Source organism: Bacillus sp. CGMCC 1.16607 (genome assembly GCF_042683745.1).
GTDB lineage: Bacteria > Bacillota > Bacilli > Bacillales > Cytobacillaceae > Pseudoneobacillus.
Genome location: NZ_JBHUJX010000022.1, coordinates 146,162 through 169,281, shown reverse-complemented (window position 1 = coordinate 169,281; position 23,120 = coordinate 146,162). Strand labels below are relative to the sequence as shown.

The 23,120-nt window shown below is 36.2% G+C and carries 25 protein-coding genes and 2 riboswitches; of the genes, 5 read left to right on the top strand and 20 right to left on the bottom strand.

The window, feature by feature from the left end; translation table 11 throughout:
- Positions 1-191: 191 nt before the first annotated feature.
- The 6 genes from ACFSO7_RS15875 to ACFSO7_RS15850 form a co-directional block, all read right to left on the bottom strand.
- A complete protein-coding gene (locus ACFSO7_RS15875; RefSeq protein ID WP_377878308.1) occupies positions 192-1,517 on the bottom strand; it encodes a hemolysin family protein in 1,326 nt (441 codons plus the stop codon).
- A gap of 111 nt (positions 1,518-1,628) precedes the next feature.
- On the bottom strand, positions 1,629-2,243 hold the full coding sequence (locus tag ACFSO7_RS15870; protein WP_377878307.1) for a protein kinase family protein: 615 nt from the start codon (positions 2,241-2,243) through the stop codon (positions 1,629-1,631).
- Positions 2,244-2,304: 61 nt separating this feature from the next.
- Positions 2,305-3,093, bottom strand: coding sequence for a TerC family protein (locus ACFSO7_RS15865; protein ID WP_377878306.1), 789 nt, complete (start codon positions 3,091-3,093; stop codon positions 2,305-2,307).
- Positions 3,094-3,183: 90 nt separating this feature from the next.
- A complete protein-coding gene (locus ACFSO7_RS15860) occupies positions 3,184-3,582 on the bottom strand; it encodes a sporulation protein (protein WP_377878305.1) in 399 nt (132 codons plus the stop codon).
- 12 nt (positions 3,583-3,594) lie between these two features.
- Positions 3,595-3,720 carry an FbpB family small basic protein gene (locus tag ACFSO7_RS15855; protein ID WP_377878304.1) on the bottom strand — a complete coding sequence of 42 codons (126 nt, stop codon included), beginning with the start codon at positions 3,718-3,720 and terminating at the stop codon, positions 3,595-3,597.
- A gap of 465 nt (positions 3,721-4,185) precedes the next feature.
- Complete coding sequence (locus ACFSO7_RS15850) at positions 4,186-4,569, bottom strand: VOC family protein (RefSeq protein ID WP_377878303.1); 384 nt, start codon at positions 4,567-4,569, stop codon at positions 4,186-4,188.
- Between the two features lie 218 nt (positions 4,570-4,787).
- On the opposite strand from ACFSO7_RS15850, the gene ACFSO7_RS15845 reads away from it, so the two are divergent.
- The 4 genes from ACFSO7_RS15845 (at position 4,788) to ACFSO7_RS15830 (ending at position 10,519) form a co-directional block, all read left to right on the top strand.
- Complete coding sequence (locus ACFSO7_RS15845) at positions 4,788-7,256, top strand: YhgE/Pip family protein (protein ID WP_377878302.1); 2,469 nt, start codon at positions 4,788-4,790, stop codon at positions 7,254-7,256.
- Between the two features lie 111 nt (positions 7,257-7,367).
- Positions 7,368-8,162 (top strand): ABC transporter ATP-binding protein, encoded by a 795-nt coding sequence (locus ACFSO7_RS15840; RefSeq protein ID WP_377878301.1) that lies wholly within the window; start codon positions 7,368-7,370, stop codon positions 8,160-8,162.
- Positions 8,159-9,856 carry a putative ABC transporter permease subunit gene (locus tag ACFSO7_RS15835; protein WP_377878300.1) on the top strand — a complete coding sequence of 566 codons (1,698 nt, stop codon included), beginning with the start codon at positions 8,159-8,161 and terminating at the stop codon, positions 9,854-9,856. The genes ACFSO7_RS15840 and ACFSO7_RS15835 overlap by 4 nt, the downstream gene beginning before the upstream one ends.
- Positions 9,857-9,913: 57 nt before the next feature.
- The gene (locus ACFSO7_RS15830; RefSeq protein WP_377878299.1) at positions 9,914-10,519 is read left to right on the top strand and encodes a hypothetical protein; all 606 of its coding nucleotides are present in this window, start codon (positions 9,914-9,916) and stop codon (positions 10,517-10,519) included.
- 132 nt (positions 10,520-10,651) lie between these two features.
- Here ACFSO7_RS15830 and ACFSO7_RS15825 read toward each other — a convergent pair whose 3' ends face one another.
- Together ACFSO7_RS15825 and ACFSO7_RS15820 are read right to left on the bottom strand one after the other, a co-directional pair.
- A complete protein-coding gene (locus ACFSO7_RS15825) occupies positions 10,652-11,425 on the bottom strand; it encodes a class I SAM-dependent methyltransferase (RefSeq protein WP_377878298.1) in 774 nt (257 codons plus the stop codon).
- A gap of 29 nt (positions 11,426-11,454) precedes the next feature.
- The gene (locus tag ACFSO7_RS15820) at positions 11,455-12,228 is read right to left on the bottom strand and encodes a GNAT family N-acetyltransferase (protein ID WP_377878297.1); all 774 of its coding nucleotides are present in this window, start codon (positions 12,226-12,228) and stop codon (positions 11,455-11,457) included.
- Positions 12,229-12,322: 94 nt separating this feature from the next.
- Between ACFSO7_RS15820 and ACFSO7_RS15815 the strand changes: the two genes are divergently transcribed.
- Positions 12,323-12,481, top strand: coding sequence for a hypothetical protein (locus ACFSO7_RS15815; protein ID WP_377878296.1), 159 nt, complete (start codon positions 12,323-12,325; stop codon positions 12,479-12,481).
- 121 nt (positions 12,482-12,602) lie between these two features.
- Here the strand turns inward: ACFSO7_RS15815 and ACFSO7_RS15810 are convergent, their stop codons facing one another.
- The 12 genes from ACFSO7_RS15810 to ACFSO7_RS15755 all read right to left on the bottom strand — a co-directional run bounded on the left by ACFSO7_RS15810 (position 12,603) and on the right by ACFSO7_RS15755 (position 23,092).
- Complete coding sequence (locus ACFSO7_RS15810) at positions 12,603-13,523, bottom strand: hypothetical protein (protein ID WP_377878295.1); 921 nt, start codon at positions 13,521-13,523, stop codon at positions 12,603-12,605.
- On the bottom strand, positions 13,507-14,040 hold the full coding sequence (locus tag ACFSO7_RS15805) for an RNA polymerase sigma factor (protein ID WP_377878294.1): 534 nt from the start codon (positions 14,038-14,040) through the stop codon (positions 13,507-13,509). Before ACFSO7_RS15805 ends, ACFSO7_RS15810 begins: the two co-directional genes overlap by 17 nt.
- Before the next feature lie 130 nt (positions 14,041-14,170).
- Entirely contained in the window at positions 14,171-15,346 is a 1,176-nt protein-coding gene (locus tag ACFSO7_RS15800) for a CaiB/BaiF CoA transferase family protein (protein WP_377878293.1), read from the bottom strand.
- A gap of 36 nt (positions 15,347-15,382) precedes the next feature.
- Entirely contained in the window at positions 15,383-16,531 is a 1,149-nt protein-coding gene (locus tag ACFSO7_RS15795) for an alpha-hydroxy-acid oxidizing protein (protein ID WP_377878292.1), read from the bottom strand.
- A gap of 18 nt (positions 16,532-16,549) precedes the next feature.
- Positions 16,550-17,326, bottom strand: a complete 777-nt coding sequence (locus ACFSO7_RS15790; RefSeq protein WP_377878291.1) for an enoyl-CoA hydratase/isomerase family protein — start codon at positions 17,324-17,326, stop codon at positions 16,550-16,552.
- Positions 17,327-17,337: 11 nt separating this feature from the next.
- The gene (locus ACFSO7_RS15785; protein ID WP_377878290.1) at positions 17,338-18,009 is read right to left on the bottom strand and encodes a methionine ABC transporter permease; all 672 of its coding nucleotides are present in this window, start codon (positions 18,007-18,009) and stop codon (positions 17,338-17,340) included.
- A gap of 3 nt (positions 18,010-18,012) precedes the next feature.
- Entirely contained in the window at positions 18,013-19,026 is a 1,014-nt protein-coding gene (locus ACFSO7_RS15780) for a methionine ABC transporter ATP-binding protein (protein WP_377878289.1), read from the bottom strand.
- 47 nt (positions 19,027-19,073) lie between these two features.
- A complete protein-coding gene (locus ACFSO7_RS15775) occupies positions 19,074-19,892 on the bottom strand; it encodes a MetQ/NlpA family ABC transporter substrate-binding protein (protein WP_377878288.1) in 819 nt (272 codons plus the stop codon).
- Positions 19,889-20,398 (bottom strand): PPC domain-containing DNA-binding protein, encoded by a 510-nt coding sequence (locus ACFSO7_RS15770; protein ID WP_377878318.1) that lies wholly within the window; start codon positions 20,396-20,398, stop codon positions 19,889-19,891. Before ACFSO7_RS15770 ends, ACFSO7_RS15775 begins: the two co-directional genes overlap by 4 nt.
- A 192-nt stretch (positions 20,399-20,590) precedes the next feature.
- Positions 20,591-20,743 (bottom strand): YezD family protein, encoded by a 153-nt coding sequence (locus ACFSO7_RS15765; protein WP_377878287.1) that lies wholly within the window; start codon positions 20,741-20,743, stop codon positions 20,591-20,593.
- Positions 20,744-20,807: 64 nt separating this feature from the next.
- Positions 20,808-20,913: riboswitch (SAM riboswitch) on the bottom strand.
- A gap of 81 nt (positions 20,914-20,994) precedes the next feature.
- A riboswitch (SAM riboswitch) is annotated at positions 20,995-21,100 on the bottom strand.
- Between the two features lie 134 nt (positions 21,101-21,234).
- Complete coding sequence (locus tag ACFSO7_RS15760) at positions 21,235-22,386, bottom strand: ABC transporter permease (protein WP_377878286.1); 1,152 nt, start codon at positions 22,384-22,386, stop codon at positions 21,235-21,237.
- Positions 22,379-23,092, bottom strand: a complete 714-nt coding sequence (locus tag ACFSO7_RS15755) for an ABC transporter ATP-binding protein (protein WP_377878285.1) — start codon at positions 23,090-23,092, stop codon at positions 22,379-22,381. The genes ACFSO7_RS15760 and ACFSO7_RS15755 overlap by 8 nt, the downstream gene beginning before the upstream one ends.
- Positions 23,093-23,120 lie beyond the last annotated feature (28 nt).

Here is a 23,120-nt window from a genome sequence, read left to right as displayed (position 1 = left end):
TTATAATCATGATAGATATCAAAAACGATTAAACGGCCTTAGCCCTATGGAATATAGAGCTAAAGCCGCTTAAATCATTTTATTATTTCCACTGTCTACTTGACAGGGGGCAGTTCACCTAGCAAATTATGCTGGGTATTTTTTATTTACAAAAAAGAAGTCGATAAGAATTGGGTTCTTATCGACTTCTTTTATACATCATTATTCGTTTTTTCGTTTACTGTTACTTTTACTTTCATAATTCGTAAATCATTCATTTCCTCAACCGCAAAAGTTAAGTTTTCATATTCAATGGAAGGGTGATCACTACCAACCGGTATATATCCAAGTTGACCGATGACAAATCCGCTTAAAGTATCATATTCATTTGTGTGAAAATTAACCTTCAGGATATCTTCCACTTCATACAAATTCGTGGTACCTGGAAATAGAAATGTATGTGAATCAATTTCTATAATCTCTTCTTCATCCGTGTCTGGTTCATCATGTTCGTCGAAAATATTCCCGACTATTTCTTCGATTAAATCCTCAATTGTCACAATCCCATCTGTTCCACCATATTCATCGACAACGATTGCTAGATGCACATTATTTTTTTGCATATCATAGAACAAATGATCTGTTCTGATTGATTCAAGTACGTAATAAGGTTCACGAATTAATTCTCTTAAGTTAAATGTACCTTCTTCACAATTTTCCACAAATTGAATCAAATCTTTTACATGTAAAATTCCGACTATATGATCAATATTGTCCTCATATACAGGAAAACGAGTGTACTTTTCCACATTTACGATGTGAGCGGTTTCCTTTAAGCTAAAATCGATTGGGATTGTTACTATATTGGTACGATGAGTCATAATATCTGAAACAGTTTTATTATCAAATTCAAATATATTATTAATCATTACTTTTTCACTATCTTGTATCGTGCCTTTTTCTTTACCGACATCGACCATCATTCGAATTTCTTCTTCTGTTACATTTTCATCCTCGGCATTTGGATCAACACCGAATAAACGGACAATTACGTTCATTGATAAGGTCAATAGTTTTACAAATGGAGAAGTTATTTTAGATAAAATCGTTAGTGGCATTACAGCAAAATAAGATATCTCTTCTGCCTTTTGCAAAGCCAACCGCTTAGGTACTAATTCCCCTAACACTAAAGTAAAATAGGATAATATCAATGTGATCACAACGACTGAAATTGTTTCAAGCATATTTCTAGGTATCGGTACTCCCCATTCCAAAAGTGCATCAGCTAATATTTTCGAAAAACTCCCAGCAGCAAAAGCACTTGCAAGAAAGCCAGCGAGAGTGATACCAATTTGAATGGTCGCTAAAAAACGACTCGGCTCTGAAAGAAGATTATGAAGCATTTTAGCTTTCTTATCCCCTGAATCAGCAAGCATTTTAATTTTATTATCATTTAATGATATCAATGCAATTTCAGAAGCAGCGAAGAACGCATTGATAATTATCAGTACAAAAAGTACCAATATTTCAGTTACCAAAAAGACCAACCTCCAGAGGTTTTCAAAGAATAATCGGACCATCTTTTAGGTCGATTCTTCGTATTTTTTTTAAAGAGCATCTTAATTATACATTATTGGGATAAAAAAGAATTAAGATAATGACGGCAAAAGTTTTTTCTTATATAAATAGGCAAGCAAATTTAGGTATAATGCAGGAATTTTTTTTGGAAACAATCGTTTCACATACAGCCTATAGAAGGCAGCTTTAATATCCTTCCACTGCGAACAAGTTTTAGTTTGACGAAATCTGGCGACATCAATCATTTTAATACTACCTGTTGGTGTAATAAAAATATTCCTTAAATGTATGTCCGAAGGATTCAATCCTTTATCCTTTGCAAGATTTAAGGCATCATCGATTGCACACATATTTTCTATTGTTATTGGAATTCCTCTTTCTAAGCAACTAAAAAGGGTATACCCTTGAATATAATCTATAACTAAATAGTTCTTACCTGATTCGTAAAGGGTTGGATAGTACCACGAATCCTTAAGAACTCTGTATATTTCAGCCTCTTCCTTCGCTATTTTAGCAAATGGTGGAAAAAAGACTTTTAACACTTTATTGGTAGATTGAATCCTAAATACAAAAGCACTTCTTCCTTCACCGATAAATTCTAAACTTGAATCCTTGTCATTCAGTAAAAATTTTGATCCTTTCACTGTAAATTTCACACTTTCAGCCAAATCACTAAATGATTTCAAAGATATCCTCCTTCCCTTATATAATGAGCCGTCCTAAGAACGAACGGCTCACACTAATAGATTATGCAGTTTCAGGAGTACCTTCCCCTGAATGCGTATCTGTTTTATCTTTTGATAAAAACCAACCAGTAGCAGCAATAAGAATGAGTACAGCATAGAAGATGATTTTCCAAGTTGTTGAATGGGCAAATTCATACGGAATCACTCCTACATCTTTGTGTCCCAATGTAAACACAGCTAGCTTCACACCAACCCAACCTACAATCGCGAATGCTGCAATTTCAAGACCTGGCCTTGTTTGAAGCAATTTAACAAAGAAGTTTGCTGCAAATCTCATAATGATTAAGCCAATGATCCCACCAGCAAAAATAACTAGAAATTTCCCGCCATCAAGTCCACCAATTTGAGGAAGCTTCGTGTTTGGAAGTGTCATGGCTAATGCTACTGCTGCGAGTATTGAGTCGACCGCAAAGGCAATATCCGCTAATTCCACTTTTATAACTGTTGCCCAAAATCCAGATTTTTTCTTTTCTTTTTCTTTAGCATTATCTTTACCTTTATTTACGACTAGTTTTCTAAATATATGATTGAACGCTATGAATAAGAGATAAAGTGCACCAATTGCTTGAACCTGCCATATATCCACGAGATACGAAATGGCAAATAATGAACCAAAACGAAAAACAAATGCGCCAGCGAGTCCATAAAATAATGCTCGCTTTCTTTCTTCGTCAGGAAGGTGCTTAACCATGATCGCCAGTACAAGAGCATTATCTGCCGCTAACAACCCCTCAATTGCGACCAATAGTACTAAAACCCAACCATATTCTAAAAGCATTGAAAATTCCATAATTTTCTATCCTCCTCTTCCTTCTTTAATCTTTTCTTAAAGGTTTCTAACAAAAAATATTTTTCCCTATGTTTTCGATTGCATCCAAACCTAGCTAAAATAAGGAATGATTTGAATAAAATCTTGATCCTTACTTTCTACACCTTCAGTAAAAGTAAGTCTTGTTTTAAATCGATAGGACCTTTCTGATGATGAATAGGATATCGAATCAGGCAGCTTGAATCGGAACGGAAATTGGTTCAATTCATCTGATTCAATCAGTTTTGTTGTCAATACAGACGTTGTATCTATTACCTTTTCTTCCCCAGTTATTTCATCTTTCATCACTAGATCACAATCTATTCTTTTAATTAATTGTTCAATCGTTCCGCCTTTGATGGAGAAGTTACCACTAATCATTTCACCTTGATGATAGGTCGTTTTCGGAAGGATTAAATCGATTTTAGCTGATCCGACTCCTAACAAAGACATATATTTTCTTAAAATCAATGAACTCCCCCCTTAGTTAATTTTGATATACTTTTCATCAATGCGCTTTTCAATTTTCTCTAGTTTTTTTCGATCTTTTAAAATCTCTTCCTTGTTTCGTTTAATTAAATCAGTAAAAGGAATCTTTGCCTTTTTCATTTTTTCGACTCTCCTCTAATTTTTTATGTCCACTTGAATTTTTTTCTCTAAAAATAACAAAAGCGCAAGCGCCTGGTCAGCCCCGACAAGCAAATGCCGTCCCAAAGAGGATGTTCGCTCTTTAACCTCATCTTTGGGGCGCCATTTGACCTCGAGGGGCTAGGCGCTGGAGCTGGACATGGACTATACAAGATAAGAAGTTATCCACATCCGAGTATTTATAGTTTCCTTAACAAAGAAAAAACCTCTACCATAATTGGTAAAGGTTTTAAAAAATAAATAAAGACCTTTACCCATAGGTAAAGGTCTTGCTAACAACGATAGGTTGCCAATAAAGCCGAGAGTATAGATACTCCGAAATGACGACTTTATTGTAAAAGCTACTCCCCTTTAGGAGAAAGATTATTCAATTAATTAAATTTAGTATAGTATTAAACTTATGATTTTGTCAATGGAATTGTCTTATTAGTCAAGCGAACTACAAATTTCAATAAAATGACCATCTGGATCAGCTACATATGCAACTGTTTGTCCCCATGGCTTTGTGACGGGTTCTTTGATGATTGATACACCTTTTTGACGAAGATCTTCGATTGTCGCTTCTACATTTTTTACAACAAAGCCAACTTCAAATGATTGTGAAGAACTGACGCCTTCTGACACTGATAAACCGGTAATTTCCTTTACAGATTCACGAGTGTTAATGGACAAAACGGTTGCACCAGTATCAAATTCCACATATGTATCTGCTTGCATTTTCAATGGAAGCCCAAGAATATCCTTGTAAAATTCCATCGTTTTTTCAAAATCATTTACATATAAGATCACATATTTCATTGTTAATATCATTCTTTTTCCCCATTTCAAAATATTTATTTCACCTATTTTACCTTTTTTTACATTGAAATGAAAATATTTACAAAATATTTTTTAGGACTTAAAAACTAGGAAGGAATTTTGCTTTAATATTCAGAATATAAAGAATTAATAAGTGGTTGCTTATGAAAATGAATGAATATTCAATCACTTTTTATATAAACAGAAATATATATTGGGGGAATTTTTTTATGAATGGAATGAAATTGTTTTTGGCTGAATGGGCCAAAATCAGGAGTAACAAAGGTCTTCTTTTCTCACTTCTTGCGGTCTTACTCATTCCGATAGTTTATGCGGCTATTCAACTCTCCCCCACATGGGGGCCCTATGACAATTTGTCCAATTTACCTGTAGCGGTTGTTAATTTGGACAGAGGTGGAAAGTCTGGTGACGAGACGATTAATGTGGGTAAAGATCTTGTTGCGGATTTAAAAAAGAGCAATACACTAGGATGGAAATTTGTTGATTCAGTAGAAGCAGACAAGGGATTAAAAGAAAATCGCTATTATATGGTCATTGAAATTCCTGAAGACTTCTCTGAACGAGTAGCCACTGTGCTAGAGCCTGATCCAAAACAGTTGGAGCTACGTTATATACAAAATGAAGGATTAAATTTCATGGCTGCACAGGTAACAAAAAGTGCCACAGAACGCATTCGCGAACAACTGGCCAACAAAATAACGGAAAACTATGCGAAAACGATTTTTTCCAATTTAGGTGATATTGCCGATGGTTTTAAATCTGCTGCTGAAGGATCAGGTAAAATTTATGACGGATCTACTGAGCTTAAAAATGGGACAGACCAAATTTTACAATCATTAACGGAAAAATCAGCTGATATCAATAAACTTGCTACTGGAGCAAAGGAGCTTAAAGCGGGGACAGGTCAGTTATTAGAAAACTTAACTTCTAAACAAGGTGATATTTCAAAGCTTGCCGCTGGTTCTAAAGAACTTAAGGATGGGACTGGGCAACTCTTACAATCATTACAAGCAAAATCTGCTGATATCTCTAAATTAGCTGCTGGTACAAAAGAGCTAGAAGCGGGTACATCCTTACTATTAAAATCATTACAGGAAAAGTCAAAAGATATTTCTACCTTGGCAGTTGGAGCAAAGGCTCTTGAAACAGGGGCAAATGATCTACAGGATGGAACAGGAAAAGTACTTGTAGGATTACAACAATCACAAGCAGGCAGCAACCAAGTGGCAACAGCACTAGGTCAATTACAACCTGGAAGCAAACAGGTGGCAACTGGAGTAGAAGAGGTTCAAAAAGGAGCTGCTCAGCTTGCAGCAGGTTCGAGTCAGCTAACTGCAGGTCTTGAAGCCTTTTTGAAAAAAAATCCACAACTGCAAACGAATAAAGAATTCTTAACTCTTGTCGGAACAAGCAAGGTGGTTTCGGATGGATTAACAGGCTTAGCATCGAAAACAGAACCTTTAAAAGAAGGGGCCAATCTTGTTGCTGGTGGTTTAGAAAAGGTTGCACCTGGTTCGAAAGCTCTATCTTCTGGTCTAGATGAACTAGTGAAGGGACAGCAATTAGTAAGTGATGGAGCGAAGCAATTAGCAGGTGGAACGAAGCAAGTAGCTGCTGGAACAGCTACAGTAGATGCAGGATGGAAAACGATTACTAGCAGTGTTGCAACGATTCACTCAGGTACAGCAAAGATAAAAGAAGGAAACTTATCCGTTGAATCAGGTTGGAGCACAATGACGGCTGGTGTATCGAAACTAAATGCTGGTACGAATCAGATTTACAACGGGAACCAAGCCGTTGAATCAGGTTGGAAAGCATTATCAACTGGTGCTGCAAAGCTTAACTCTGGTATGGGTCAAGTCAGTGACGGAAATGAAAGCGTCATGAATGGTTGGGTTGCTTTAACAGACGGAGTAACAAAAGTGAACGATGGACTCGGTCAGTTAAACAATGGAAGCAAAGAATTAGCAACTGGATTAAAAGATGGTTCTGAGAAAACTTCAAGTATTCATGCAGGTGATAAAAATATCGCTATGTTTGCCTCACCAGTAGAACTTGCAGGCAGCACAGTAAATGAATATGAACGTTACCGCGATTCTACCGCTCCATACATTATTTCTTTGGCTTTATTTGTTGGGACAATCATTATGTCATTTTTTGTAGACTTTAAGAAGCCTATTGGTGCACCAGTTTCAGCTGGAGCTTGGTTTATCAGTAAGTTTATGAGTCTATCCTTACTAGCTATATCTCAAGGAGTCATTGTTACTTTATTTACTTTAGTATTCCTGAAGTTAAAAGTTGAAAGCGGTTTCTTGTTTATGCTGTTTGGTATTTTGGTAAGCATCTCATTCATGATGATTGTTTGGTTCTTAATCGCACTCGGAGGAAATCTAGGACGTTTTATATCATTTGCGTTACTTGTCTTACAATTATCCATTACAGGAGCCAACCTACCAATCGAAATGCTACCGGAATCTTTAAGAGCCATTAGCCCTTACCTACCACTTACGTATTCGATTGAAGGATTTAAATCGATCATCTCTCTTGGAGATTTTACGATGGCCTATGGCAACGCTGGAATCTTATTAGGATATTTAGCCGTATTCCTGATCCTTGCTTTCGCAACCTTTATCGTTCATTTCAAGAGTAAGTCCAGTCAATTTGACTTGAATGCTTAAACGATGGGACCTTCCTATTTTAGGAAGGTCTTATTTTCTAGGAACCTTTTACCAATTCATCCGTATTTATTGATATGATGATTACAGATAGAAATTTGTGAGGTGTTTTCAATGGAAAAACCACTTTCCATAAAGGTGATGAATCTTTCGAAGAGTTATGGATCATTCCATGCGGTGAAAGATGTAAATTTAGATATTAAAAAAGGAGAATTATTTTGTTTCTTAGGACCGAATGGAGCCGGAAAAACAACGACGATCAAAATGATGACAGGCTTACTAGAACCAAGTAATGGATTAGTAGAAATCGACGGAACAAATATTTGGAAGTCACCAATTGAAGCGAAAAGGAAGATGGCTTATGTGCCTGATCATCCTATCCTATATCCTAAGCTAACTGGAAGAGAGTTTCTAAGATTTATAGGCAGTGTTTTTCAAATTGACCAAAGTGTATTTGAAGAAAGAATGGAAAAATATTTATCCTTGTTTCAATTAGATAGCCGGGCCGATGAATTAATCGAATCCTATTCCCATGGGATGAAGCAAAAGATTAATTTATGTGCTGCTTTTATTCATCAACCAGATGTGCTGTTTCTTGATGAACCTACAGTAGGCCTTGATCCAAAAGGAGCAAAGACCTTAAAGAATTTATTGCAGGCATTGTGCCGCCAAGGTATGACCGTATTTATGTCGACACATATTTTAGAAATTGCTGAGCAAATGTGCGATAGAGTAGGGATTATTAAAAATGGGGAAATCATTGCAATTGGAACTATGGATGAATTAAGAAAGCAAGATGGCAACGATCAATCTTCACTTGAGGATTTATTTTTAGAACTGACAGGAGATCTGGATATGAAATCTCTCATTCAGGAATTGGCAGATGATGAAGAGAAGGTGGAGAAATGACAAAGGCTCTTCTACTTCTATTCTGGCAAATGGGGAAAAATCAATTTCGGACAGCACCAGATAGTACGAAGGTGGCCGTTGTGTTTGCGAGTATTGGTGGACTCATTGTCACTGTTCTACTTAGTATGGGTGCTGGAGCGATGGCGATCGTTTTTCCAAAGGAGTCCTATGCCCCATTCTTTTCCTATGCTTTTTCGGGCATGCTAGCTTTTAATATTTTATTTGGTGTACCTCAAGTCTTTAAAAACTTGTACGGGACGAATGATTTAGCGTTTTTGTTTACTTTGCCAATTAAAACAAGAAGTATTTATTGGGTGAAATTTCTGCAAAGTTTTATTGGTGTGCCTTTTTTCTTATGGCTTTTTTCTATTATTCTATTAACTGTTTTCGGAGTTGCTGGTAAGGCTAGTTTTCTATTTTTCCCAATTACCTATTTAGTTACATTATTGATCACGTTACTGGGAATGAGTGTAGCTTATTTGTTAAATTTATTGCTGATTCAAATGATCCCTGTTCATCGGGCAAAGGAATTAATGACTGTGATGAGTGCATTGGCTGGGGTAATTGTCTATATTCTTTTTCAGCTGCCAAATATGTTGCAGAAAAATGTCGATAAAAAGGTTATGAGTGAAATGCCTCCTATGCCAAAATGGTTACCGATGGAATGGGGCGGCAGAAGTTTAGCAGAAGCATTTTCTGGAACATTTGATTTCTTCTTACCTGCTTTTTTACTTTTTCTTGTTACTATTTTAATGCTTTGGCTATCGTCGATGTTAGTTGAAAGAGGATTTAGAACTGGCTGGATTAAAATGAACGAAGGAAGTAGGCCAAAGAAAAAACGTAAAGGCAGTAAAGTTAACGTTATGCTTTATCATCCTATTATTGCCATGGGAATGAAAGAATGGCGGACAATTCAACGAGATATGCGTGAGTGGTTAGCATTTCTACCATTTCTCTTTTTTATGGTTTTTCCTTTTATTTCGATTTTCAATCAAGAAGGCAGCTTAGAATTTATTTTAAGTAATCCTAAAATTTCTTGGATGGTTGCACAAGGAACGTTCCTGTTTATGTTCACATTTTTAACAGGAGGCTTTGCTTCGTCTTCAATCGCTAGAGAGGCTTATTCGATTCATTTATTGCAAGTGCTTCCGATTAGCGGCTTTCGAATTGCTCTTGGAAAGTTTTGGATCAACTGGCTTATCCCCGTTATTTTTCTAACTATTTTACAAATGGTTGGTGGTATCTTTTTAAAATGGGGATTCCTAAATATCGTATTTGGAATCGTCGTTGTGGCGATCATGTCACTCGGGATAACGGGTATTGGACTATGGATAGGTTCTATCGGGGCTAAGTACAACCCGAATAATCCACAAAATCGTCTTGAAACAGGTGTATCGTTTTTATTAATGGGCTTGTCTTTCGCTTACTTATTTGTCGCTGCGTTGCCTTCTGCTCTTATTCTAATTCCAACCGATGCATTGGATTTTTTCCAGAAAGGTGCTGAGCTACCGGGAATTTTTAATATTCTCGTTTCAATGCTTAAATGGAAAGCTGCACATCATACCATTTTGACTGTCATTAGTATTGTCTTAACTCTCTGTATTTCGATTGGTACGGCCATTTTGATGTTATTTTTAAGTGCTAAGAAAATGGATAGTGGAATTAAGATACATTTTGTTTTGGGGAAAAAATAGGTAGGTGCTTATGGGTATTCCTTGAATGGGATTAACTAGTTTTGGAGGGAAAAATAAATGCCATGGACAGAGTTTAAATCAATACCGAATGAGTATAACGATCAATTAAAGGAAATAGATGAAAATATTCTTAAGTTATTTAATGAAAGAAAAGCAGCCGCAAATGGCAAGCGCTTATTTCCACCAATGGAATTAATGGAAGAATGGGCAACACAGTATCAGATGGAAGTCCCACAAATAAGCTGGCTTATGCACAGCATTAATGATGGTAGCCGTCCGCCTATGATAAAAGAGGCAGATGAGCTCATCAATGTAGTTGGGATTATGAGAAAATCAGTGGTTGGAGAATTCGAGTATACACTTACCCACTCAATGCAGCATCAAAACAGTAGCATTGTTCATATTGAAATTAGGCATTTAAAAATGGATGAAAATATTGGTCACTTAAGACCCCAATTAATGCTTGAGGTGAAGGGAAATACTGATTACCACATTTTTAGAAATGGCTCTCATGGTGGTGGGGGGGAGACAAAAATCAGTTTCATGGTCAGCCCCCGCTTACCGGATCATATGGAGGAAATCAGGTTCGCGTTAATTCCGTATGCACCGCCAATGGAAAATCCTCCAAAGGAAGTAATATTGGATCAAGCGGTTATGTTTTAAAAAAGTTGAAGAGCTCAAATTCGGACAGCACCTACAAGGAATCTCATATTGTTGTCCGAATGATGGGCTTATTCGGAACAACTCAGACTGGTTTTCTCCTTTCTTTGTCCGAATGGTTTTTTTCCTGACCTATTACTTCTCTACTAATCTACAAATAATAACCATTTGAACACTGTTTGCTGCATAATTATTTTTATTCCAATCGCCGTAGCACTCTACTAATTCAAAGCTATGTTGCTGAAGTAATCGTTCTAGCTCTAAAGGATAAGTATAACGAAGTAGAATACGATCTTGCTCTGTTTTAACAAGTACATTGCCATCAAAGATTTGTCGATTAGTATAACAGTGCTGAATTTGTGTAGTTGCTTCATATATCTCTCGATGCTGTTCAATCACTTCATAATTATTTTTATCTTTATAGCGCGTTTCATATTCATCTACAATCGCCAATTCAGATAATAATGGATTACGTGTATCAAAAATAAAATACCCACCTGGCACTAAATGACGCTTTATCGATTCGAACAATTGATTCTGTACATCATTTGTTAAAAAATGCTGAAATGAATTGCCTGTCATGAAAATAAGCGATGCCTTTGAAGGTACATCTAGTTTTGAACAATCTTGTTGGAAAAACTTGATATTCAGCTTTTCATCCTCCGCTTTTGTCTTTGCTCGCTGAAGCATTCCCTCATGTATATCAACACCTATCATAGAATAACCTCGTCTTGCCATTGGAATTGTTAGCCGCCCCGTTCCACAAGCAAGCTCTATAATCTCCTGTTCTACTAAATGAGTATACTCTAAAATTAAATCTAAGTCTTTTTGATACTTCTCATACATATGGTCATATAATTCGGGGTTTATATACTTTTCTAAATTATTTTCAAATACATTTTCTGTCATTATTAACTACCTCTCATATTTCATAACTTCTATTTTTTATAATTAATAAAGTACGTATCGTACGCTTCTTCTAAAATGTAACCAAGCCTTTGAGCTAAATGTGCAGATTCACTATTAGCTGCGTCCCAGCTAGGATATATCCCTCTATCAAGACATTCTAAAATTAATGCAGCTGCTGCTATTGCTGCTAATCCTTTTCTTCGATGTTTTGGGTCTGTTGCTACTTCAATTTCAATTCCATCATCATAAATGCTGTATGACGATGCCCCACAAACGACTTCTCCTTCATATAAAATAGCAAATCCTATTCCCCTATTCATATAATCATCGATTGACTCAAATTGGCCTGTGAAATCTCTTGAAACACGATGTAAAGATGGTTCATTCGCTAAATATGAATCAATTTTTTTAAGGACATACCCATCTGGTAAAGTGGCTATAAAGGTCTGTATATGATTTCGGTTTAGGTCTTTGGGATTTTTTTTAAATTGATAGCGATGGAATTTTTCAATTGAACCTTTATGAACCATCTCGATCATGTTCTTCCAGTCATCCGTATGAACAATGACATGAGTATTTTCTGGAAGATTATGTAGTAGCTCCAGCGCTTCTTTACGATGAGGATCTCCCGCATAGTAAACAAAATCCCCTACTTGTATTTGAGCGACTGAAGGATTTTCTAGGTCATCAACCCACGCCTTCCCCATATGTCCTTGAAGACAAGATAGAATGATAGTGCTTCGCATATTTTTGAACATCGAAAATAATCTTTTTCTTATATGGATATCTACTTCATAGATCATGATAATCCCTTCTTCCTAAACAATTAGAAAAATTCTAATAATAGCTTACTATATAATAGTTAGAAACTTCCATACTTTGAAGAAGGATATATGAATGGAGTTTACAATAATTGAGAAACAAGAATTTAAAACAGTTGGCATAGAGCTTTCTGGTCCGTACAGCGATCTATACAAAATTGGACCATTATGGGGTACATTTGTAGAGAAAATTGCAGAAATTTCGTCTCCAGTACATCCAGAGGCGAAACAATGATTAGGGAATACAAAAGAAAAAAGATGCCATCCATCATATGTGAAAACTTGATGGACGGCATTCTTTAGTTAGTAAGCAACTTTCCAGATTAAGGCGTTCTCCTTTGCAAAATTCAATTCATTCACTCTTCTTGATTATAGTAGACAAACTCATAGGTTAGCTTATTTCCTTCTAATATAATTGTGATTTCTTGATTACCATCAATTGACACAAAAGTATTAGGAAGCAAATCATTTCCTATGGACTTCTTCTGCCAAATACCCGAACTTAGAACTTTTTCTAAATATTCATTATACGCCCTTAAAGATGCATTTTCCCAAGTATATGTTTCCTTATTCGGTAAGATAGAAATTGGTTGAATACCGACAGGGTAAATCATCCTACCATAACCATGCTTAACATAGAGCTGTTCATTATGAATATAGGGTTCCATCCCCTTAATTTGTAGCGATGCCATGGCTTGAAAAATTTCAGCAAATTCAAGTTGATGATAATCAAAGGTAAAATGAACCCAGTTCCCCTCATTTATTGGTATAAAAAAATGGTATCTTAATGCCACATTCATCCTTTTCATGTGTTCGATATACATTTCAGTGGGGTAAGGGAAATGTTCAAGTTTTTCGTCCACAAACATAGGCGAACTGCTAATAATTCTTTTCATCTCTTCCTCTGTTACTTCATTAACAGACCCAACTTGCAGTGGTTTATTTTTCCTCAAAATTGCCCATCCTTCTTCTTTCTTCTCAGCATATACATCATCTAACTTCCAACTAAAATAGACATCTTCATTCTCCGGTTGAACGGCTAAATGAGGCTGTGGTTGCTTTCCATCTTGTAATAATGCCCAGAGTAATCCCCCACATACTAGAAGAAGTAGACAAACAGATACGATGCTTTTCCATTGAATCATTCTTTTCGAGATCGTAGATGAAGGGTGTTCTTGAATAGATATTCGAATTCTAGCTCTCAGAGCGTCCTTTTGATTCCTTGTTGGTTCAATTTGTTGGAGTTGCTTCCATCGATCTTCAAATTGATTGTTCAACTTGGCCACCTCCTTCAATATTCTCCATTTTCATCAGTGCTTGCATTGCTCTTGAGAGTGTTTTACGAACTTTGACCTCTGACCAGTTCAAAATCTCAGAAATTTCTTTAGTGGAACATTCTTCAATCTTTTTCAATATAATTACTAGTCTATAATTAGATTTTAATTGATAAATAGAATTCATAAGTTCTAATACCGCTTCTTTGTTTTCAATATGTTGTTCGATATTTGTTGTAGATGGTATTTCTTTTTCCAATCCAATGATTGAAAATAACCTTCTTCGCTTACGTTTTCTAATTTCATCAATTACAACATGCTTAGCTATACTGAATAACCACGTTTTCACATTGGATCGATTTTCAAATCGTTCCGATGCTGAATATGCGCGTACAAATGTATCGTGAACTAAATCCTCACAGCACTGCTTATCTGCTAGCATAAACAAAATAAATCGATACAGATCATCATAAAATAATTCATACCACTCCATAACGAGCTGCTCTCTATTTTTTTTCAAACCAGTTTTCACCTACTTTTCCTCTTTATTACTAATCAGTCGTACGAAATGAATAATTGTGACACTAGAAAAAAGATTTTAAGTAAAAAAAAATAACTCACTGCTTGTGAGTTATTTTAAAGGAATTATACTATCTTCTATTATAATTTATTTTTCCACTGAAAAGTCCTGATTCCTGTAATATTTCCTCATTATGTTGGCCTAGTGTGGGGGCTGGCTTTGTCAATTGTCCTGGAGTTTTTGAAAATTTAGCTGGGAAACCTAATGTTTTCATTAATCCAGCTTCTGGATGCTCGTATTCAAGAATCATCTTCCGCTCTTTAATATGGGGGTCATTTAATGTTTGATCATATGAATAAATGGGACCTGATGGGATTCCATTTCTCTCTAATAAGTCAAGCCAATATTCTGAAGTTTGTTGGATTAATATCTCTTCTAACTCTTCTTCTAACTCGTCGACATGATCATTACGCAGACTATTCGTAAAGTAACGAGGGTCTGTAATCCATTCAGGTGTATGAATAACGTTGAGGCAAAGCTTTTCCCATAGCTTTTGATTGGCTGCACCAATTAATATCAATCCATCCTTTGTTTTATATCCTTGGTAAGGGGCAGAAACCCTATGGGCTGTTCCATTTCGTTTAGGTAATTCACCATTTCCAAAATAACTTGCTGCTTCCCATACTGTCCAGGCAAGTCCAGATTCAACGAGTGATATATCGATATATTGACCTTCACCTGTTTTTAGCTTATGAATATAAGCCATCAAAATAGAGCGAATCGCATTTTCTGCCGCTGCGATATCATGAATGGCGATTCCTACTTTAACAGGTTTTCCGCCTTTCTCGCCGGTCATATCCATTAAACCAGACATTCCTTGTGCTATAATATCAAATCCACCCTTTTGGCTGTAGGGTCCTGTTTGCCCATAGCCAGATATGGAACAGTAAATAAGTTCGGGATTTATATTTCTTAATGTTTCATAATCGATATGTAATTTAGTGGTAATACCTGGTCGGAAATTTTCTACCAGAACATCTGCTGTTTTAACAAGTTCATAGAGAACCTCTCTACCCTCATCACTTTTCAAATCGATACATATTCCTCTTTTATTGCGGTTCACCATCATATACATAAAACTTTCATCTTTTGTATATGGCCCCATTGAACGAGTGTCATCTCCGTTTGGGAACTTTTCAATTTTAATCACATCTGCTCCCATATCCCCAAGAACCATCGTGCAATAAGGACCCGCCAATACTTGAGATAAATCAATGACTCGGAGGCCATTTAACGCTTGCTTCATTGGTCTCACTCCTCTTTCTTAAAAATCCCCCCCTGATCAACTTTCTTTAATAACTTTAACTGATGGAAGATCTGAAACTTTTGAAACACCAGCCAAAGCGATAGAAACTTTTGTTTCTTGTATAAAATGTTCGAGCACTTTCTCTACACCTTTTTGACCAGCTATAGCTAGACCATATACGAATGGTCTGCCAATAAGAACGGCATCTGCACCTAAGGCAAGTGCTTTTACTACATCAGCTCCTCGACGAATTCCACTGTCTAAAAGAACAGGAATCTTTCCTTTAACTACTTCTACAATTTGAGGAAGGGCATCGATGGCTGAAATAACTCCATCAAGCTGTCTGCCACCGTGGTTCGAGACGATAATACCATCCACGCCATTTTCGATTGCCAATTTGGCATCTTCCGGATGAAGGATTCCTTTTAATAAAATAGGTAAAGATGTTTTCTCTTTTAGAGCGGCGACATGCTTCCAATTAAGTGTAGGATGATGAATATTATTAAGAATTCCTTCGATGATTGCATCAGAATCTTGATTTTCTAAGGAATTTAGAAAAACTGAATCTGTCTCGTAATTCGCTTTCCCGATTCCCTGTTTTAATGGAGAAAACCGATTTTTCATATCTTCTTCGCGCCAGCCCATCATAACCGTATCAACGGTTAATACAATGGCTTCATAACCTGATTCTTCTGCCCGTTCGACCATATGATAAGCAATTTCTTCATTATTTGACCAATAAAGTTGAAACCATTTTGAACTTTCTTCAGCAACCGCAGCCACATCTTCTATGGAATAACTCGAAACTGTGCTTAACACAAAAGGAATGTTGTGAGTGGATGCCCCTTTTACTGCAGCCAAATCAGCATCTTCATGTGCAAGCTTAAGCATTCCTACTGGAGCTAATAAAAACGGATACGGGTATGTTCGACCAAATAAAGTAATACTCGTATCCACATTGGATACATTAGACAATACTCTAGGAATGACCGAAAGCTTTGAAAAGGAATCGCTATTCTTCCTTAACGTCTCTTCTCCACCAGCCCCCGATCGAACATAACCAAAACCGCCTACCGACATTTTCTTTCTTGCTTCCTGCTCCAACTCTTCAAACGAAATCGGAAAATATTCTGATGAGTTAATACTTTGTAGAAAGGCATCATTCTCTTTTGTTTTCGTACTCATTATTTATTCCCTACCATTCTATTTAAACTGTGGTTTTCTTTCTTCCAAAAATGCTTGAATCCCATCCTTATAATCTTCTGAATGGAATGATTTCAATATGAGTGAAGAAATCGCCTCATCCTCTTCGATAGCTCCATCTAAAATGGATTGGATCACCTTTTTCATTCCAGTAGTCGATACGGTTGACCTTTCTGCTAATTGCTCGGCCAATTGCAATGCTTGCCCTTGTATTTCATCGCTGCTCTGTACATAGTCTATTAATCCGATTCGCAAAGCTTCCTTTGCATCAACTAAATTTGCAGAGAAAAGTAGCTCTTTTGTTTTTGATGGTCCTACCGTATCTAGTAATCTTTTCGTGCTCGTTAAGTTATAAATAAATCCGAGTTTAGCAGCTTGAATTCCCAGTAGACTATCATCGGAGGCAAAGCGAAAATCACAGGCAAGTGATAATTCTAGCCCTCCACCAACAGCAAGACGTTGGATCACAGCAATGGTTGGTTTAGAAAATCGATATAGCCTATCAACGGCATAAAGAGCTTTATCATTGTATTCTTTCGCCTTCTTTTCTGAGAAGCGATTTTCCAAAAACTCTGTAATATCAGCACCAGCTGAAAAAGCCGTTTGATCAATTCCTTTAATGATAAGCACTTTAATAGAAGAATCCTGTTCAACTTCTTCTATTAAAATGGGCAATTTTTCAAACATGGCTAAAGTGAACGCATTCTTTTTATCTGGTCGATTGATAATCAACGTAGCGATCGATCCAGTTTTTTCAATATAAAGCTCTTTTGGCAAAATCTCACCCTCTAGTCCTTTTTCAACTGTGTAGCTAATTTATTTCCTATTGTTTGAATGCTTTGTACGATCACAATCAAAATAAACACGGTGGCATACATCACGTCAACCTCATATCGTAAATGCCCGAAGCGATACGCTAAATCTCCAAGTCCTCCCGCGCCAACTAAACCTGCCATCGCGGTTGCTCCAATTAAACTTACTGTTGCAATCGTAAGTCCTAGAACAAGCGATGACCTTGATTCCCTTAACATAACGTTCCAAATGATATGTCTCTTCTTAATCCCCATCGCTTGATACGCTTCAATGACACCATGGTCCATTTCTAATAAGGCTGTTTCTACTAATCTAGAAATATAGGGAGCTGTATAAATAACTAGAGGAACAATGACTCCTTTTACCCCTATCGTTGTTCCAGCAACCCATTTTGTAAAAGGTAAGATAAAGAATAATAAAATGATAAAGGGGACGGACCGAATAATATTAATCAATAGGTTTAATCCATGATAGGTCCATTTATTTTCAAGCGGTTGACCAGATCTTGTTAACACTAAAAGAATACCAAGCCCAGTTCCGACTAAAACAGACAACACAAGAGAAATCGAAACCATTTGAAACGTTTCTCCTAATGACTTACCAATAATCGGGATCCACTGCTCAGTAAATGTCTCAAATCTGTCCATTGATTATCCCTCCAACTCTTCGACACCGACACCATGTTCTTTTAAAAATTGTATAGATTGGTCGATTTCATTTTGATCTCCAATTAAGTGAACCACTAAATTACCGACAATCCCATTTTTTAATTCAATAATATTAGCTGTTAAAATATTGGGTTTGACGTTAAACTGTTTGCTTACTAAAGCTAGTAACGGCTGCCCTGTTGATTCCCCGACAAAAGTAAGTCGTAGCACCGAACCTTTCACTTTCAATTGTTTGATTAATGAAGGGGATAACTTTCGTTGCGAGATCGTATTTAAAAACTTCGTCGTCGTCTCTTTTTTGGGCTTTGTAAACAAGTTAATAGCAGAGTTTTGTTCAATTACTTCACCGTTCTCCATAACATATACGTAGTCACAAATCTTTTGAATGACATTCATTTCATGTGTGATTAGGAGGATTGTAATTCCTAATTCTTGATTAATTTTCAATAATAAGTCCAAAATGGAATCCGTTGTTTCAGGATCCAAAGCACTTGTAGCCTCATCGCTTAATAAAATTTCTGGCTCCCCAGCAAGGGCTCTTGCAATGGCGACACGTTGTTTTTGCCCCCCTGACAGCTGGGCGGGGTAGGCATTATGTTTATCTGATAATCCTACTATTTCTAAATATTTATTTACCCGACTTTGAATTTCTTCCCTGTTCACTCCCATTAGCTTTAATGGAATAGCAATATTATCAAAGACTGTTGCTGTTTTTAATAAATTAAAATGTTGAAAGATCATCCCTATTTTCTTTCTTTTTTCTTGTAGATGACTAGCAGATATAGTGGTAATTTCCTCTCCATTTATAAAAACTTGACCACTCGTTGGTTTTTCAAGTAAATTAACACAGCGAATCAAGGTACTTTTTCCTGCACCACTATAGCCAATCACACCATGAATTTCTGCCTTATGGACGTGGATATTAACATCTTTTACGGCTTCTACAATCCCTTTTTTCGTTTCAAATTTCTTGGAAATATTCTTTAATATAATCATGTTGTTGTTCCCCCTTTTTAAAAGAGGTGATGAATCACCTCTTCTTATTAATCCCAGCTCGGAATGACGGAACCACCAAATGTCTTCTCGATGAATTGCTTTACTTCTTCAGACTGATAAGCCTTTTTAAGCTTTTTTAGTACTGGGTCATTTTTGTTTTCTTCACGCACTACAAGGTAATTAACATATGGTGAATTCGTTGACTCTAAAAGGATGGAATCCTTCTTCGGGTTTAGTCCAGCCTCTAAAGCAAAATTCGTGTTAATGGCAGCTGCATCTAGTTCACTTAATTGCTTCGGAATTTGAGCGGCGTCTAATTCAATATATTCTAAATCAAGCTTGTTTTCTTCTAAATCATAGATCGAAGCTGTTTCTCTTTTATCTTCTTTAATTTTTATGATTCCTGCTTCTTCAAGAATATATAAAGCACGTGCTCCGTTTGTAGGATCATTAGGTAAACCTACTTTCGCTCCTTTTGGTAGGTCTTCAATGCTAGCAAACTTGTCAGAATACACTCCCATTGGGTTTAGAATGGTTTTAGCTACTTCTACTAATTCGGTATCATGGTCTTCGTTAAATTTCTCTAAGAACGGTTTGTGTTGATAACTGTTTACATCTAATTCACCTTCAGCTAATGCAGTATTTGGCATAATGTAATCCGAAAAGACGACTAGCTCGAGTTCCAAGCCTTCTTTTGCAGCAACCTCTTTTACTTTTTCAACAATTTGTTCATGTGGCCCTGAAGTCACTCCGATTTTTAATTTCTTGTCATTTAAATGTTTCCCATCCCCAGAAGCCGTTTTTCCACATGCTCCAAGAACTCCTACTAATAGTATTAAAGATAAAATGATTGCTAGCTTTTTCATTTGCTTTCCTCCTGTTTGTTTTTTAAATATGTCGTTTCACTTTCACCCAATTTGACTGGATAGAATTGGTTGCCTTCTGTCTCATCATCAAATTGGCGCAGAAGGGCCATTTCTTCTATTTCGACCAGGACAAGATCGACTGTCAGAACTTGATTTTTCCCTTTTACAAGATGTCCACCAAAAACATTTCCTTTATGGTCACACATCGTGCCATGAATATGAACTTCATATTGGTTGTCACGCTGACAAACCACACCCGTTCCATTCAAAAATTCAATTGGACCTTCCACTTCATTAAGTTCACCATATCCAGCACCAATCTTCGAATTTACCTTCGGGACTAAATAAAAATATCCCGATCGCAATAAACTGCCAAAACAATTTAAGATAGAGGCGTATTTTATCCCATTTTCTTTGCATACCTGTTCAATTCCTGTTATCAGGTCAGTGCCAGGTAGCAGTCGGGCCGCTACTGTTTTTCCAGTGTCTCCAACAGCACAATGAATTCTTACCCCATTATTTATGTCACCTCCAAAAATGTAATAGAACCCCTTCTTTTTTGAACGAAAAAGGCCCCAATAAGGCTTACATACTTTATGTAAGTCTTATTGGGGCCTCTGGTCGTCCAGTCAGCCCGGGAATATTTAGTTCTTAAATTGGAACGTGTTTACTCACTTTCCATTATCATTTTACCTACTTCAATCAATCTTTTTATCTGTAAACCGTCTTTTCTCAGTCGATTCAACTTGAGTGATTTTTCCATCATGTACAGTAACGACTACCGATCCGAATTCTAATTTTTTTAATGTATCAATGATATGATCTAAAGTTTTTTGATTAATCTCTTTCATATTACCCTCCATATAAAAAACCTCTTCTTGGCAACGGCAAGAAGAGGTCAAAGTGATCTAACTCTTCTTATCTATCAAGCTTAAATGCTTGCTGGAATTGGCACAGTTCTCACGAATGAGTTGTTGCCGAGGTGTCATCGGGCCAGTCCCTATACCTCTCTTGATAAGAAAATTTTATTTTTTTATATAAATTAAAAATCCCTCCTATGTTAACTTGATAACATAAGAAGGGACGGAAGATGACATCTCTTAACTTATCTACCAAGCTTTACGCTTGTTGGAATTGGCACAGTTCTCAAAAGGAGTCTGCTGCCGAGGCTTCAAAGGGCCAGTTCCCTCCACCTCTCTGGATAAGATTTAATTATGATACTGTTGATTCTATAATACCTATTTAAAAATTGTCAACAACAAATTTGATTTTTTTAAAAAGAATATGCCAACTCTGTTTGTAAAGTTGACCAACTTTACGTGGATCTTTTCCATTATCGGGATTATTTGATTAACATGGTTACGAGAAAAATAATCGAGACACAACAAATCGCTGGAATCGAAAAAAATAGATTCGCTTTTAATCTAGCCTGATAATATGATTCATGGCTCACATACTGTTTACTATTAGGATGCGCTAAAATGAGTTTATCCCATAAATTGCTTATCCAATACAAAATAAAAAGAGAGAATCCAATTAAGATAATGATCTTAAAAAGAACAGGGGGTAATACGACTATGGCCACGCCAGTTGTCCCGATCATTTGAAAGTACCCCTTTAAATACGCGAAATTCCTGCCAATCATTTTTAAAAATAGCTCGATAAAACCGTTCTGTGCTGTGCGTTTCTTGAAGACTCTCTTAGACTGACGAAATAGTAATGGCTTTTTCCTATTTGATGTTTTTGTCTTTTCAATTTCTGGAGATGCTCTGAATATAATATTCAAGTAACGTAATCGTTCTTCATTTTCTTTTCTTACTTCTTCTTGGAAATTTCTCGTTGTAGACACCTTTGGGAGCGTAAGTGCCAGTGATATACCTATAAATAGAATGGCTAAAGCGAATGAATATACTGGCTGAAATACTAGGGGTGAGAAAAAGAACATATTACATAAAAATAAGGTAATCACAATCAACCACAAGATAAATTTTTCTATCCAACCCGTAAATCTAGAAATGAATACCGTTTTGATACAAATAATCAAAAAAGTTAGGCCGATGTAAAATAACGAAAATCCTACGATTTCTAAAGTATCGTATGAAAAACGATGAAATAAAAAGGGCAGAGCAACGATGACAAACAAAATAATTTGAAAAGCCGCTTTCCCTAACGAAAAGGCAAATGCCCATTTCTTCATATTCAAAAATTTCTTTATATGTTTTAAAAAATAGATCCCATCTGCTTCTTTAACAAAAGTACGAAAACTCCCAGCCCAACTGACTAAAAAAGCAATGGAAATAAGTATGTAAATAGACAAGTATTCACTCCATGTTGGAAGTTCCAACCACCAAGAACGATAAATAAAAATAGCAATAATTGAACTTGGAACTACTAAATATAACATAATTGTCCAGTCTAAAACGATTTTAATGATACGATATTGATATAAATAATCTCGTTTCACTCGGTCAATAAATACTAGAAAACTATTCATCACTATCACCATCTATTAAATGATGATAGCAATCGAAAAGAGAAGCTTCTGGCATTTTACAGCTTGTACGGAATTCTTCTAGCTTCCCATTTGCAATTAAGTGACCTGCATTTATTAACACAAAACGATCACAAATTTTTTCAGCTGTGTCCAATACATGGGTACACATTAATATACCAACGCCACGATCTCTTTCCTTTTGAATGATTTCTAATAAAGTTTTTGTGGCGATTGGATCTAGCCCAATAAACGGCTCGTCGATAATAAGTATCTCAGGTTGAGTCATCAAGGCTAATATAATCATTGCTTTTTGCTGCATTCCTTTTGAATAGGTGGCAGGCAATTCATGAATATGTTCGGCCATTTTAAATTTTTTTAATAATGGCATGACACGGTCAGTTACTTCTTCATCTGTAATTTGCTCAACAGCTGCAATAAAATCGATATGTTCTTGTAAGGTTAAGTCATCATAAAATACTGGTCTCTCAGGAAGATAAGAGGTAATGGTCTCCTCCTTCTTTATAATTTCCCCCTCTATAAAAGGAATTAATCCGAGAATACTTTTTATCGTTGTACTCTTCCCCGCACCATTTGCCCCAATTAAACCGATGAGTTCACCTTTTTCTACTGAAAACTGTATATCCTGAATCATTGCTTCATCTTTTTCATAGCCTGCTTGTTTAATATTTATTGAGATTAGTGACATCTGCATTCCCCTCCGCTTTTTTATACGG